The 14508-nt window shown below is 60.4% G+C and carries 12 protein-coding genes; 8 read left to right on the forward strand and 4 right to left on the reverse strand.

Features of this window, described 5'->3' with window-relative positions:
• The first annotated feature begins 177 nt into the window (after nucleotides 1-177).
• Entirely contained in the window at nucleotides 178-1197 is a 1020-nt protein-coding gene (locus KGB25_RS16700) for a branched-chain amino acid aminotransferase (protein WP_008034076.1), read from the forward strand.
• Between the two features lie 219 nt (nucleotides 1198-1416).
• Here the strand turns inward: KGB25_RS16700 and KGB25_RS16705 are convergent, their stop codons facing one another.
• Complete coding sequence (locus KGB25_RS16705; RefSeq protein ID WP_223435900.1) at nucleotides 1417-2220, reverse strand: ArsR/SmtB family transcription factor; 804 nt, start codon at nucleotides 2218-2220, stop codon at nucleotides 1417-1419.
• Between the two features lie 82 nt (nucleotides 2221-2302).
• Here KGB25_RS16705 and KGB25_RS16710 point away from each other — a divergent pair, with 82 nt between their 5' ends.
• Both KGB25_RS16710 and KGB25_RS16715 read left to right on the forward strand, forming a co-directional pair.
• Nucleotides 2303-3415 carry a cytochrome P450 gene (locus KGB25_RS16710; protein ID WP_223435902.1) on the forward strand — a complete coding sequence of 371 codons (1113 nt, stop codon included), beginning with the start codon at nucleotides 2303-2305 and terminating at the stop codon, nucleotides 3413-3415.
• Between the two features lie 116 nt (nucleotides 3416-3531).
• Nucleotides 3532-4563, forward strand: a complete 1032-nt coding sequence (locus KGB25_RS16715) for a D-cysteine desulfhydrase family protein (RefSeq protein ID WP_223435904.1) — start codon at nucleotides 3532-3534, stop codon at nucleotides 4561-4563.
• A 114-nt stretch (nucleotides 4564-4677) separates the two neighbouring features.
• Here KGB25_RS16715 and KGB25_RS16720 read toward each other — a convergent pair whose 3' ends face one another.
• Nucleotides 4678-5016 carry an FKBP-type peptidyl-prolyl cis-trans isomerase gene (locus tag KGB25_RS16720; RefSeq protein WP_032832522.1) on the reverse strand — a complete coding sequence of 113 codons (339 nt, stop codon included), beginning with the start codon at nucleotides 5014-5016 and terminating at the stop codon, nucleotides 4678-4680.
• Between the two features lie 163 nt (nucleotides 5017-5179).
• Between KGB25_RS16720 and KGB25_RS16725 the strand changes: the two genes are divergently transcribed.
• From KGB25_RS16725 to KGB25_RS16740, 4 genes are all read left to right on the forward strand, one after another.
• Complete coding sequence (locus KGB25_RS16725; protein ID WP_008040041.1) at nucleotides 5180-6253, forward strand: sensor domain-containing diguanylate cyclase; 1074 nt, start codon at nucleotides 5180-5182, stop codon at nucleotides 6251-6253.
• Nucleotides 6254-6380: 127 nt separating this feature from the next.
• Nucleotides 6381-6986: a LemA family protein gene (locus KGB25_RS16730; protein WP_192416579.1), complete on the forward strand. Its 606-nt coding sequence runs from the start codon at nucleotides 6381-6383 to the stop codon at nucleotides 6984-6986.
• A 24-nt stretch (nucleotides 6987-7010) separates the two neighbouring features.
• Nucleotides 7011-8030, forward strand: a complete 1020-nt coding sequence (locus tag KGB25_RS16735) for a M48 family metallopeptidase (RefSeq protein ID WP_223435907.1) — start codon at nucleotides 7011-7013, stop codon at nucleotides 8028-8030.
• 151 nt (nucleotides 8031-8181) lie between these two features.
• Nucleotides 8182-9990, forward strand: a complete 1809-nt coding sequence (locus tag KGB25_RS16740; RefSeq protein WP_008040046.1) for a monovalent cation:proton antiporter-2 (CPA2) family protein — start codon at nucleotides 8182-8184, stop codon at nucleotides 9988-9990.
• Nucleotides 9991-10040: 50 nt separating this feature from the next.
• Here KGB25_RS16740 and KGB25_RS16745 read toward each other — a convergent pair whose 3' ends face one another.
• Both KGB25_RS16745 and KGB25_RS16750 read right to left on the reverse strand, forming a co-directional pair.
• Complete coding sequence (locus KGB25_RS16745) at nucleotides 10041-11600, reverse strand: TerC family protein (protein WP_223435910.1); 1560 nt, start codon at nucleotides 11598-11600, stop codon at nucleotides 10041-10043.
• A gap of 281 nt (nucleotides 11601-11881) precedes the next feature.
• A complete protein-coding gene (locus tag KGB25_RS16750) occupies nucleotides 11882-12748 on the reverse strand; it encodes a LysR family transcriptional regulator (RefSeq protein ID WP_008040050.1) in 867 nt (288 codons plus the stop codon).
• Between the two features lie 165 nt (nucleotides 12749-12913).
• Between KGB25_RS16750 and KGB25_RS16755 the strand changes: the two genes are divergently transcribed.
• Nucleotides 12914-14455 carry an MFS transporter gene (locus KGB25_RS16755; protein WP_223435912.1) on the forward strand — a complete coding sequence of 514 codons (1542 nt, stop codon included), beginning with the start codon at nucleotides 12914-12916 and terminating at the stop codon, nucleotides 14453-14455.
• Nucleotides 14456-14508: the final 53 nt, after the last annotated feature.

Below are 14508 nucleotides of genomic sequence, written 5' to 3' on the forward strand. Positions count from 1 at the left end.
GCGTTCTCCTGTGGGAGCTAGCCTGCTAGCGATTTCTTGAGGCCAACACAATTTATCTGTCTGTCATCCGATAGTCCGGGCTGCGATTTAGGCCCGGAATGAAGTATTGTTGTCCCCATCCAAAAAACGTCAGAAGCCTTGAACCGTTTCGACGGTTGTTAAGTGATAGAGGGTGTCATGGGTAACGAAAGCATCAATTGGGACAAGCTGGGTTTTGATTACATCAAGACAGACAAGCGCTATCTGTCGCACTGGCGTAATGGCGAGTGGGACAAAGGCACCCTGACCGAAGACAATGTGCTGCACATCAGCGAAGGCTCGACTGCCCTTCACTATGGCCAGCAATGCTTCGAAGGCCTGAAGGCCTACCGTTGCAAGGACGGTTCGATCAACCTGTTCCGCCCGGACCAGAACGCCGCCCGCATGCAGCGCAGCTGCGCCCGCCTGCTGATGCCGCATGTGTCGACCGAGCAGTTCATCGAAGCGTGCAAGGAAGTGGTCCGCGCCAACGAGCGTTTCATCCCGCCTTACGGCACTGGCGGCGCGCTGTACCTGCGCCCGTTCGTGATCGGCGTGGGTGACAACATCGGCGTGCGTACCGCACCCGAGTTCATCTTCTCGATCTTCTGCATCCCGGTCGGCGCTTACTTCAAAGGTGGCCTGACCCCGCACAACTTCCTGATCTCCAGCTACGACCGTGCCGCCCCACAAGGCACCGGCGCAGCCAAGGTCGGTGGCAACTACGCCGCCAGCCTGATGCCTGGTTCCCAGGCCAAGAAGGCGCATTTTGCCGACTGCATCTACCTGGACCCGATGACCCACACCAAAATCGAAGAAGTCGGTTCGGCCAACTTCTTCGGGATCACCCACGACAACAAGTTCGTCACCCCGAACTCGCCGTCGGTGCTGCCGGGCATCACCCGTCTGTCGTTGATCGAACTGGCCAAGACGCGTCTGGGCCTGGAAGTGGTTGAAGGTGACGTGTTCATCGACAAGCTGTCCGACTTCAAGGAAGCCGGCGCTTGCGGTACGGCTGCCGTGATCACCCCGATCGGCGGTATCAGCTACAACGACCACCTGCACGTGTTCCACAGCGAAACCGAGGTCGGCCCGGTCACCCAGAAGCTCTACAAAGAGCTGACCGGCGTGCAAACCGGTGAGATCGAAGCGCCAGCAGGCTGGATCGTCAAGGTTTGACCTGACCTCTGCTGCATCCAAGCCCCCCATCGTCTTGGCGATGGGGGGCTTTCTTTTGGGGCTTCGACTGGCTTAGCCCGATCCATTGTAGGAGCCAGCTTGCTGGCGATGGTCGTTAACGATAACGCGTACGGACTGGTTCACCGCGACGCACTTGAGCTCATCGCCAGCAAGCTGGCTCCTACAGGCTCTGTGTTTTTCAGGGAGAGTCTTTCTTTATCAGTCAGAAACTCCGTTTGCCAGTGTGAGGCGCTTGCCCACCCTGCCCTTGATGCCGCTGACCTGACCGGCCTGGGTGATCAATCCCGGAATCAGCTCGCCGACGGGCAGACTTTGCTTCAGGTCAAACCGGGCGCCGATTTCCTTGCGGCCCAACACGGTCAACGTCAGCGCCCGGCTGTCCAGATCCTGCGTCACCCATTTGCGCTTGATCGCCGTTTGCAGCAACGCCGCGCCCAACGAACCACCCAGATGCGGTCGGCGCATGCTCCAGTCCAGGCACGGGCAGGCAAACCGTCGGCGCTGCGTGGTCAGGTCGTTGACTTCAATGCCCAGCCCTTCGAACAACGCCTCGCCGCTGTCACTCAACCGATAAGCCTGTTCATCGGTTTCCAGCAACCAGCCTTTTTCCAGCAGCCGGTCATGCAGCAACACCGCCAGCGTGCCGGCCATGTGGTCGTAGCACGTGCGGGCAAATTGCAGGCGATCCGGAGTGCGTGGGTTGAAGGTCGGCGCGGTGTTCTGGCCGATCACCATCAACGCTTCCAGCGCCTGGGCCACGCGTTTGTCCGCGAGGCTGTAATAGCGATGGCGCCCCTGGACGTGCAGACGCAGCAGCGCCAGTTCCTTGAGTTTGGCCAGATGCGCGCTGGCAGTGGAAGCGCTGACTTCGGCAATCGCCGCCAACTCGGTGCTGGTGCGGGCGTGGCCGTCCATCAAAGAACACAACATTTTGGTCCGGGCCGGTTCGGCAATGGCCGCCGCCACCTGTGAAACACCGAGGTCGTGAAGTTCTGCGTTCATATTTCGCTCCCGGACGAATCAAGCCCCTTTCGGACTGGAGATAGTAGCAACACTTTTCCCACCACGAACAAGGCTGCGACCCATGGACCCGATCATCGCTGCGACTCATGCCGATCCTTATCCTTATTACGCGCAACTGCGCGCTCAAGGCGGACTGGTTTTTCACCAGGGACTGAAACTGTGGGTGGCCAGTAGCGCCAAAGCCGTGGCGGCGGTGCTGGCGCATCCTGACTGTCACGTGCGGCCGACTCACGAATCAGTGCCCAAGGCCATTGCCAGTGGCATGGCCGGCAAGGTCTTCAGTCAGTTGATGCGGATGAACGAGGGCGAACGCCAGCGTTGCCCAAGATCGGCGATCCAGCCGGAGGTGGCGCTTATTGACGGGGAGGAAGTCAATGCGTTGGTCGGTGCGCGGTTGCTCAGCCCCGACGCCGAAGGGCTGCACAAGGCAATGTTTCTTGGCCCGGTGTGCGTAGTGGCGGCGTTGCTGGGTTTTTCGCCCGCACAGGCTCGGGTGATCAGCGAGCTGACCGGGGATTTCGTCGCGTGCCTGTCGCCCCTCAGCGCTCAGGCACAACTGGACGCTGCCCATGCGGCGGCGGAACAGTTGCGCGGTTATTTCATTGAGTTGCTGGACGACCCGGACAATCAAAGCGCCCTTCTTGCCGGTATCCGCCAGCGGTTTTCGGCAACCTCCGCCGACAGCGAAGCCCTGATTGCCAACCTCATCGGCCTGTTCTCGCAAACCTATGAAGCCACCGCCGGGCTGATCGGCAATGCGTTACTGGCGTTGATTCGACATCCGCAGTGGCTGAACGATTCGATCAACATTGACGACCTGTTGGCCGAAGTCCAGCGCTTCGATCCGCCGGTACAGAACACCCGTCGCTTCGTCGCCGCATCCTGTGAAATCGAGGGTATGAACTTCAATGCGTGCGATGTGATCCTGGTGATGCTGGCGTCGGCCAATCGCGACCCGCAGTTCAATGAGCAGCCTGATGCATTCATGCTCGAACGCCCGCAGCGACGCAGTTTCACCTTCGGTGCCGGTCGTCATCAATGCCCGGGGCAGATGCTGGCCATGAGTATCGCCAGCGCCACGCTGAGGCAGATTCTGGCATTGAAACCCGCGCTGGAGCGATTGACCTGGCGCTACCGCCCTTCCCTGAATGGCCGAATCCCGCTGTTCTCGTGAAGATCACGCCGGCGCATTTGTTACATCAGGTTAAGGGTGTAATGACTGGCAATGCGTTTATCGCGAGTGACTTTCTCCCTAGAGTCACTCTGATAAACGTCAGCGAGGCGCCATCGATGCAAACCCAACTGGACAAAGCCCTGAGCGCATTTGCGCGAGCAGACCTTCTGCAAGGCCCCACGCCCATTCAACGAGCCGAACGCCTCGAACAGCTGTTGGGCCTGGGGACGCGAGGAATTCGCCTGTTCCTCAAGCGCGACGATCACATGTTGCTGGGTGGTGGCGGCAATAAACTGCGCAAACTCGAATTCCATATCGGTGCGGCGCAGCAGGCCGGCATTGATACGGTCATTACCGTCGGCGGCGTGCAGTCCAACCATGCGCGCCTGACCGCCGCAGCCTGCGCACGCCTGGGCATCGCCTGCGAATTGATCCTGACCCGCTCGGTCCCCAAGAGTGATGTGGATTACGAACTCAACGGCAATGTGCTGCTCGATCAATTGTTTGGCGCTCAACTGCAAGTGCTGGCGGGAGGCACCGACTCGCTCGCCCGGGCCGAGGCTCGCGCGGCGCAACTTCGGGACGCGGGCCACAAGGTGCTGGTGATTCCCATGGGCGGTTCAACGCCCCTCGGCAGTCTCGGTTATGCGCGTTGCGCCGCAGAAATCATGCAGCAGGAGACGGCACTCGGCCTGGTCTTCAATCAGGTCGTGGTGCCCAACGGCAGCGCCGGCACCCACGCTGGGCTCGCGGCAGGCTTCCAGTTGCTGGACCGAGGGGCCTCGATGGTCAAGTCTTATTCGGTGTTGTCGGATAGGGAATCGTCAGCCGCCAGAACCCTGAAATTGACCCAGGACACCCTGGCTTTACTGGGCAACACCGCCACCGTACGGCCAGAAGAGGTTGTGATCGACGGCAGTCAGTTGGGCGAGGGATACGGCCTGCCGACGCCAGCCATGCAAGACGCCGTGCGACTGATGGCTCGCGCCGAAGGTCTGTTGATCGACCCGGTGTACTCCGGCAAGGCGTTTGCCGGCCTGGTGGCGGATCTCAAGCAAGAACGTTTTCGCGCCGGGGACAACGTGCTGTTTGTGATGACGGGCGGGACACCGGGGTTGTATGCGTACCGGGAGACGTTTCAGGGTTAGTCATGCCAGATTGACCGCGTTATCGTTCATCGCCAGCAAGCCGGCTCCTACAGGGATTGCGTACTTGCCGGCGATGGCGGCATGACAAACAACACATCCCCCCTGACGCGCCAATCAATCATCCCGCGTCAAAACCTCCAGCAATTCAATCTCGAAAATCAGGTTCGAGTTCGGCGGGATCGCCCCCATCGTGCGCTCGCCATAGCCCAAATGTGCCGGCACCAGCAATTTGCGCTTGCCACCGACCTGCATCCCCATGATCCCCTGATCCCAGCCTTTGATCACACGTCCGGTGCCGATCACGCACTGGAAAGGTTTGCCCCGGCTGTAGGAAGAATCGAACTCGCTACCGTCTTCCAGCCAGCCACGATACTGGGTGGTGATCAGCGCACCTTTGACGGCAGCTTTGCCGTCGCCCGCTTCAAGATCGATTACCTGCAGTTCATCATTCATCATGTTCACTCTATTGTTCATTCGCCCAATTGGACGTAACGGCGCCGTTTTCCCAGAAACGTGCGCGATTGGCAACCCATACGGCCTGTTTCTGTCACTAGGCGTGAACTAAGATATGCAGCACCTACCCTAGGAATCAAAACGCCATGACGGCAACCTCTGCATGATTCATGTCTGGACCGGCGCAGCCATTTGCGCGTTGCTGCTTGCCCTGATTATCGCGCTGATCTGTCGCGAGCGTTCGCTGCGAAAGCAGCTCGACGAATATCGCGTGCTCATCACCCACCTGTCCGAACGACAAAACATCCATCAGGACAGCGACGCCGAACGCTTCAAACGCAGCCAGTATTTCGCCCGAATCGGCACCTGGGACTGGGATGTCGACACCGATCGGCTCTACTGGTCGGACGCGATTTACGGCATGTTCGGCTTCAAGATCGGCGAAGTGACGCCCTCCTACGCCTTGTTTTGCGCCTGCGTGCATCCCGACGACCGGGTCAGGGTGCGGGCCGGTGAGCTGCGTTGCCTGGAAACCGGCGAGAACCATGACGAGGAATACCGGGTCATCTGGCCCGACGGCACCATCCGCTGGTTGCGCGAGACCGGCAACGTGGTGAAAAACAACCACGATGAAACGATCAAGATGATGGGCGTGGTCCGCGACATCACCGAGGAAAAAGCCTCCGCCAGTTACCTGCAGCACCTGGCCCATTTCGACCCGTTGACCGGCCTGCCCAACCGGTTGGTGCTCGAAGAGCGTTTGTCCGAAGCGCTAGAACAAGCCCGAATCACCGCCACCCGAGTAGCGCTGGTGTTCGTCGACCTCAATGGTTTCAAGGCCATCAACGACCGTTACGGCCATGCCGCCGGCGACCGCGTACTCGTCACCACCGCCACGCGCCTGAAGCGAATCCTGCGCTCAACCGACACCGTCGCCCGCATCGGTGGCGACGAATTCGTGGTCATCCTCCAGGGCCTGCCGCAAGGCGGCAGTTTGCAAGACGAAGCCCGCAACATCTGCCAGAAAATCTTCGTCGAACTCTCACCACCCGTGACCATCGGCAACGACCAGCGCCACATCGGCACCAGCCTGGGCGTCGCGGTGTTCCCCGATCATGCGCCGAGCATGGACCGGTTGATTCATATTGCAGACCTGGCGATGTATGAAGCCAAGCGCAGCGGGAATAATCAGTATCGGTTGGGCACCGAGCCCCCGGTGCGGGTTCACAGCGAATAGGGTTTGACGCTCCACTGGCCGACATGAAGCTGCACGATCAACCTGACTTGGCCGAAAGCAGTCAAGCCTTGGGTTTTCCGTTAACATCCTGCGCAAAATCTCCTTCCGTGAACAAGGACATCACACCATGAGTACTAACAGCATCGTCTTGCTGGTCATTTTGGCCGTTCTGGTTCTAGGCATTCTGTACGTCATCGGGCTCTTCAATAGCCTGGTCGCCCGCCGCAATGAAATAGCAAATGCCTTCGCGCAGGTTGAGGTGCAACTCAAGCGCCGCTATGACCTGATCCCCAATCTGGTAGCAACCGCCAAAGGTTATCTGACCCATGAGCGCGAGACGCTCGAGGCCGTCATCGCCGCCCGCAACAACGCACTGGCCGGGCTCAAGGCCGCCCAGGCTCAACCGGGCGACGCGCGTAATATTGCGCAACTGAGTCTGGCGGATGGTGTACTCAGCAGCGCCATGGGGCGACTGAATGTCACCCTGGAAGCCTACCCGGAACTCCAGGCTTTGCAGGCCATGCAGCAACTCAGTGAAGAAATCAGCAGCACTGAAAACAAAGTGACTTTCGCCCGCCAAGTGTTCAACGACGCGGTGCTGACCTACAACAATCTCAAACAAAGCTTTCCCGCCGTGCTACTGGCCGCTCGCTTCGGCCATGCCGCCGATGCCACCCCGCTGGAATTCCCCGACACCGCGTCTATTCAACAAGCACCTCAGGTTTCCTTCTAAAACGCTTTGCCCACGGATGGTCCGATGAATTTTTTTGAGCAACAGCGCCAGGCCAAACACCGAACGGCGCTGCTCGTCCTGTTGATGATCCTGTCGGTGCTAAGCCTGATCACCATAACCTGCCTCGCATTCAGTCTTGACCATGCGAATGACGGCAGCCGCAGATTGACCCTCAACTGGCAAGCCGTCGGGGTTGTGGCGCCGTTAATCATCGGCGTTGTTCTGCTGGGCAGTCTGGTCAAGTACGCAGAGCTCCGGGCCGGCGGCAAGGTCATCGCAGAAAAACTGGGCGGACGTCTGATCAATCACGGCGGGCGAACGCTCGAAGAGCAACGTCTGATCAACATCGTCGAGGAAATGGCGCTTGCCTCAGGCATCGCTGTGCCGACGGTCTATCTGTTACCGGATGAGGGCATCAACGCCTTCGCGGCCGGGTTTACCCCCGAAGATGCAGTGATCGGCGTGACGCAGGGTGCGATATCGCTGCTCACGCGAGAAGAGCTGCAAGGCGTGATTGCCCATGAGTTCAGCCATATCTACAACGGGGACATGCGTCTCAACATGCACATGCTGGCAATCATTAGCGGACTGCTGGTGCTCGGACTGGCGGGCAGCCTGATATTGGTCAAAGCGAGTCAGAGCAACCACCGTGACCAACGACTGAAACTGGCGGGTGTACTGATCGGCATTTTTTTGTGTATAGCCGGATTCGCCGGAAGTTTTTTTGGCAGTCTGATCAAGGCCGCCGTCAGTCGGCAACGTGAATTTCTGGCCGATGCCACGGCGGTGCAGTACACCCGAAATCCGCAAAGCATTGCCGGCGCACTGAAAAAGATTGGCGGTCATGCACAAGGTTCGCACATCAAGGCCGCCAGGGCGGGTGAGTTCAGTCACCTGTATTTCAATACTGGCGTGTCGTCGGCAATGGATCGTTTATTTGCAACCCATCCTGATTTGAGTGAGCGAATCTGGCGGATCGATGCGCAATGGGACGGCATTTTTCCTCACGTTGAAATCCCTCGTTCTCAACTAAAAAGGAACTGAATAAACATTGGGGGTTTCTGTTCATCGGCTTTGTTGCAGGTGAAATACGCAACAACGCGCCATCCATACAATCATTGCAGGCCTGGCTTGCGCCCGTCGTCTCAGCCTTTATCCTTGTACCCCCCGCCGTACCGAGTTCTGGAGTTTCCCCATGCCCCATGAAGGCAACCTGTTGCAAGCCGCTGTCGTGTTCCTGTTCGCGGCGGTGCTCACCGTTCCTTTAGCCAAGCGCCTGCAACTCGGGGCGGTGCTGGGTTATCTGTTTGCCGGGGTGATCATCGGGCCGTCGGTACTGGGGCTGATCGGCAACCCGCAAAGCGTCAGTCATATTTCCGAACTCGGCGTGGTGTTGCTGCTGTTTATCATCGGCCTGGAGCTGTCGCCGCGACGCTTGTGGGTGATGCGCAAATCGGTGTTTGGCGTCGGTCTGGCGCAGGTGCTGCTGACCGGATCGGTGATTGGCGTGGTGGCGCTGTTCGTGTTTGGCCAGCCGTTGAACAGTGCGATTGTGCTGGGGCTGGGCCTGGCACTGTCCTCCACGGCCTTCGGCCTGCAAAGCCTGGCCGAACGCAAGGAATTGACCAGCCCCCATGGGCGTCTGGCATTCGCGATTCTGCTGTTCCAGGACATCGCAGCGATCCCACTGATCGCCATGGTGCCGTTGCTGGCGGGCGGCGATCACACCACCACCGCGACTGAGGATTTGAACCACGGCTTGCGCGTTTTGGGCAGCATCGCCGTGGTGGTGATCGGCGGCCGGTATCTGCTGCGACCGGTGTTCCGTGTGGTCGCCCGCACCGGTCTGCCGGAGGTTTCCACCGCTACTGCGTTGCTGGTGGTGATCGGCACGGCGTGGCTGATGGATCTGGTCGGCGTATCGATGGCACTGGGCGCGTTCCTCGCCGGTTTGCTGCTGGCGGATTCCGAATACCGCCACGAACTGGAAGCGCAGATCGAACCGTTCAAAGGCCTGCTGCTGGGGCTGTTTTTCATCAGCGTCGGCATGGGCGCGAATCTCAGCCTGCTGCTCAGCGCGCCGATCACGGTGCTGGGCCTGACCCTGCTGCTGATCGCCATCAAGCTGCCGCTGCTTTTTGTCGTGGGGCGGCTGGCTGGCGGTTTGGGCAAGGTCAGTGCGATTCGCCTCGGCATCGTACTGGCGGCGGGCGGTGAGTTTGCGTTTGTGGTGTTCAAGATCGGTCGCGACCAGGGTTTGTTCGAACCGCGCCTGTACGATCTGCTGGTGCTGACCATCACCCTGTCCATGGCGGTGACGCCGTTGTTGTTGCTGATCTGCGCGCGACTGGTCAGCCCCAAGGTGCAGCCGGTGGTGGTGCCGGAGAAATTCCGCGAGATCGACACCGACGAGCCGCGTGTGGTGATTGCCGGCATGGGCCGGATGGGGCAGATCGTCGCCCGTATCCTGCGCGCGCAGAACATCAAGTTCGTCGCCCTCGACACCTCGGTGGAAACCATCGAACTGTCGCGCAGCTTTGGCGGCGTGCCGGTGTTCTACGGCGACCCGATGCGCCCGGAAATCCTCAGCGCGGCCAAGGTCGAGCAGGCGGAATATTTCATCATCGCCACCGACGACCCGGACACCAACATCAAGACCGCCGAGGTCGTGCACCGGCTGTATCCGCACATCAAGATCATCGCCCGCGCCCGTAACCGTCAGCATGTGCACCGGTTGGTGGACCTGGGGGCCGAGGCGATTCGGGAAACCTATTATTCGAGCCTGGAAATGAGCCGGCGCACGCTGGTGGGATTGGGCCTGACCCAGGCGCAGGCCGATGCACGGATCAAGCGTTTCCAGCATCACGACGAGCAAGTGCTGGAAGCGCAGCATGCGGTGTATGACGATGCGGCGAAGGTGTTGCAGACCGCGCAGGAAGCCAGGGCGGAACTGGCGAAGCTGTTTGAGTCGGATCAGCTGGAAGAGCAATCCGCGAAGGGTTGAGGTGAATGTGAGGGCCTCACCGCGATGAGGCCCTCAAACTCAGCGAATAATCACCCACCGATCCGCGCCAGGAACACCCGCGTCACCCGCCGCTCCTCAACCGCCATCACCGTCATGCGCCAGCCTTCCCACTCATGGCTGTCGCCAATCATCGGCAGACGATCCAGCAAGCTCATCACCAGCCCCGCCAAGGTCTGATAGTCCTCGGTCGGCTCTACGGCGAACCCGGTACGCTGGCGAACCCGCATCAGGTTCAACGCACCATTGACCCTGAACCCGCCCGGCTCTTCCACCACGTCCGGCCCCTCGATTTCGCTGGCGTCGGGCAACTCGCCGGCAATCGATTCAAGAATGTCGGTCATGGTCAGCACGCCAACGAAGTCACCGAACTCATTGACCACAAAGGCGATGTGCGTCGAGGCCTGGCGCATCTGTTCCAGGGCATTGAGGATCGAATAACTGTCCAGCAGGTTGATGGTCTTGCGCGCCAGATGCTCAAGGTCCGGCTCGTTGCCGGCCAGGTATTCCTTGAGCAATTCCTTCTTGTGCACGAAGCCCAGCGGCTCATCCACCGCACCGTCGCGTATCAACGGCAGGCGCGAGTAGGACGAATGCATCAGCCGTGTACGAATGGCTTCTGCGTCGTCGGACAGGTCGATGTGATCGACGTCGGCACGGACCGTCATCAACGTGCGAATCGGGCGCTCGGCCAGTTGCAGCACGCCGCTGATCATCACCCGCTCGCGACGGTCGAACAGCTCTTCGCTCGGCGCCTCGCCGTTGTCGAGCATGTCGGCAATCTCTTCGCCGACCTCTTCCACCGCCAGTTTGCGCCCCCCCAGCAAACGCAAAACCGCATGGGCCGTGCGCTCGCGCATCGGTCGCAGGCCCTGCATGGACTTTTTGCGGCGCGCCCGGGCGATCTGGTTGAACAACTCGATCAGGATCGAGAAACCAATGGCCGCGTACAGGTAGCCCTTCGGAATATGGAAGCCCAGGCCTTCAGCGGTCAGCGCGAAGCCGATCATCATCAGGAAACCCAGGCACAGCATGATCACCGTCGGGTGTGCGTTGACGAAACGGGTCAGCGGCTTGCTGGCGACAATCATCAGGCCGATGGAGATGATCACCGCGATCATCATGACCGCCAGCTCATCGACCATGCCCACGGCGGTAATCACCGCGTCGAGGGAGAACACCGCGTCGAGCACCACGATCTGCGCGACGATCGGCCAGAACAGCGCGTAAGCCGTGTTGGACGAGCGCTGGCCGACATGGCCTTCAAGTCGCTCGTGCAATTCCATCGTCGCTTTGAACAACAGGAACACACCACCGAACAACATGATCAGGTCACGGCCGGAGAAACTGTGCTCGAACACCTCGAACAGCGGCTGGGTCAGGGTCACCAGCCAGGAAATACTCGCCAGCAGGCCCAGGCGCATCAGCAAGGCCAGGGACAAACCGATGATTCGTGCACGATCACGCTGCTCGGGCGGCAGTTTGTCCGCCAGGATCGCGATAAACACCAGGTTATCGATGCCGAGCACCAGCTCCAGTACGATCAACGTCAACAGGCCCAGCCACGCGGTGGGGTCAGCTATCCATTCCATAAAAACGTCTCGATCTCTTCAGTGAATTCAGAATGCCGGGCACGGCAAGGCGCGGCGCAGAGGCCGTGGAGCTGCAATGACAAGGGTGTTCGGAAGGCGAAAGACCGGGTGTTTCGCGTGTATCAGGCGCGCACGATGGCGCTGAAGGGAAGGATAACTGGGGGGCTCCGAGAGGGTGTTCATGCAAGTCCTGAAAGGAAAAAGGCCTTGGAGCGTACAGGTGAAAGCGACTTTTCCTACAGCCAGAAATCATTACAAAATCTGTAGAAGGCTGCGATCTTTTAACGGTTTTTCACCCGTTCGATATACCGCACCACCGCCGCTGACTTCTCAAACCGCCGATAAACCAACGACAGCCACGAGCTCGCCTCACACCCTTTGATCGACCGGTAAACCACACCGGGCAACCCGACGTGCCCGACCACCGACTCCGGCACCACCGCCACGCCCTGCCCCAGCGACACCAGCGCCAGCACCGCCACCAGCCCGCCGGGTTGCGCCCCGAGTTTCGGCGCAAACCCGCCCTCGGCGGCGACTTGCAAGGTGCCGCTGATCTGCTCTGGCAGAATGAACGTCTCACCCTGCAAATGCTCCGGGCCGATCTCGGTCAAACGGCACAGCCACGACTCGCTCGACAGCGCCAGCACAAAACCTTCCGCGTCGAGGCGAATGGCTTCCAGCCCCTCGGGCAACGTCATGGGTGAACGCACATAACCGATATCGAACCGGCCTTCGAGGACCATCGCCGGCAAGCTCGCCATCGGGCTTTCGCGCACGTTGAGGCTGACGTCCGGGCATTCGCGGCTGAACGCCTGCACCTGCTTTTGCAGCAGGCCCGAGTACACCGCAGAAGCCACGTAACCCAGCTCGATATGACCGATATCCCCTCGCCCGGCGCGCTGGGCGTTGCGTTGGGCGTACTCGAATTGCCGCACCGTCGCCTCGGCTTCAATCAGCAGTGCGGCGCCGGCTTCGGTCAGGCTGACTTCACGGGTCTGGCGCACGAACAGTCGCGTGCCGAGTTCGTTCTCCATGTCCTGGATCTGTCGAGTCAGGGTCGGCGGTGCGATACCGAGTTGTTCGGCAGCACGCGTGAAGTTGCCTTGCCGGGCAACGGCCAGAAAGTAGCGGAAATGCCGTATGTCCATCGACGCATTAGCTCAAAGGTAATGAAGTGCCGGTTTTCGGCTAACGAAGCGCACAAGCGGTCGCGATAAGCTCATTCGGCAATCACAGTAGAGAGCCCACAGCATGTACGTCAAACCCCTTTTCGCCGTTACAGAAAGCAGCCTTGTGCAAAAGGCAATCCGCTCATGAGCCGCGTCAATCCGCGCCTCACATTGCTGACCGCCTCTGGCGTGTGTTCGTTGATCGTCCTCGATACCAACATCGTCGCCGTCACCCTGCCGACGATCGCCCGGGACCTGGGCGCCAATTTTGCCGACATCGAATGGGTGGTCAGCGCCTACATGCTCGCCTTCGCCGCCCTGTTGCTGCCGGCGGGCAGCATCGCCGACCGCTTCGGCCGGCAGAAAACCCTGCTCTGCGGCCTGGGCATTTTCATTCTGGCGTCCATCGGTTGCGGCGCTGCGCCCAACGCGTTGTTCCTCGACATCGCACGGGCGATCAAGGGGGTCGGCGCGGCGTTGCTGCTGACCTCGGCCCTGGCCTCTATCGGCCATACGTTTCACGATGAAGTGGAACGGGCCAAGGCCTGGGCGTTCTGGGGCGCGTGCATGGGCGTGGCGATGACCGCCGCGCCGACCGTCGGCGGCTTGATCACTGAATTCATTGGCTGGCGCTGGATCTTCTACCTCAATTTGCCAGTGGGCCTGTTTCTGATGGTCATGGTCTGGCGTGCGGTGCCGGAATCCCGCGACCCTCAATCCGCACGCCTCGATCCGTGGGGCAGCCTGGCGTTCAGTGGCAGTTTGTTGTGCCTGATCTGGGGTCTGATCGAGGCCAACCGGATCGGCTGGAACAACCCGATCACTTACGCCCGACTGATCGGCGGCGCGCTGTTACTGGGGTTGTTCGTCGTGATCGAGCGGATGCAGCGGCGGCCGATGGTCGACCTGCAATTGTTCAAACATCCGCGCTTCATTGGCGCGCTGCTGGGCATGTTTGCCTACGCCGGTTGCGCGCAAGTGATGATGACGTTGCTGCCGTTTTATCTGCAAAACGGCCTGGGTTTCTCGGCCATCGCCTCAGGGTTGGGCATGTTGCCGTTTGCCCTGACCATGTTGATTTGCCCGCGTATCGGCGTGCGCCTGGCCAGTCGATTTGCCCCGGCCACGTTGATGGCGACCGGTTTGACCCTGGTCGGCAGCGGCAATCTGCTCAGTGCCTGGGCGGTCAGCAGCGGCGGTTACCTGCCTTTTGCCCTGGCGATTGCCGTCACCGGCGCGGGGGCCGGGCTGCTCAACGGCGACACGCAGAAAAACATCATGGCCTGCGTGCCCAGGGAGCGCACCGGGATGGCCTCGGGCATGAGCACCACCATGCGTTTCAGTGCGATCGTGCTGGCCATCGGCGTGTACGGCGCGTTGCTGTCCAGCCATGCCGAACAGTTGTTGCGCGCAGATTTGTCGGCACAAGGCGCGCAATGGCTCGCCCAGACCCAAGGCATCGCGTCACGGGTGGTGGCCGGTGACATGCCGGCAGCGCTGGACTTGTTGCCGGAAGCCGCACGCAGCGTGGTCGAACCGTTGGCACGACAGGCGTTCGTCGGCGGCTTCAGTCTCTTGTTGTTGGTCGCCGGATTGCTCGCATTGCTGGGGGCGTTGGTGGTGGGCACGCTGATGCGCAATCCGATTCCCGCCCCATCGGCTGCCGCCGTCAGCGCGAAGGCTTGAACGACGCCAGAGCCAAGTCAGCAATTTTCATCCCGGCCTCGTTTTCCTGCTTG

This window comes from Pseudomonas sp. BF-RE-21, assembly GCF_019947305.1.
GTDB classification, from domain to species: domain Bacteria; phylum Pseudomonadota; class Gammaproteobacteria; order Pseudomonadales; family Pseudomonadaceae; genus Aquipseudomonas; species Aquipseudomonas migulae.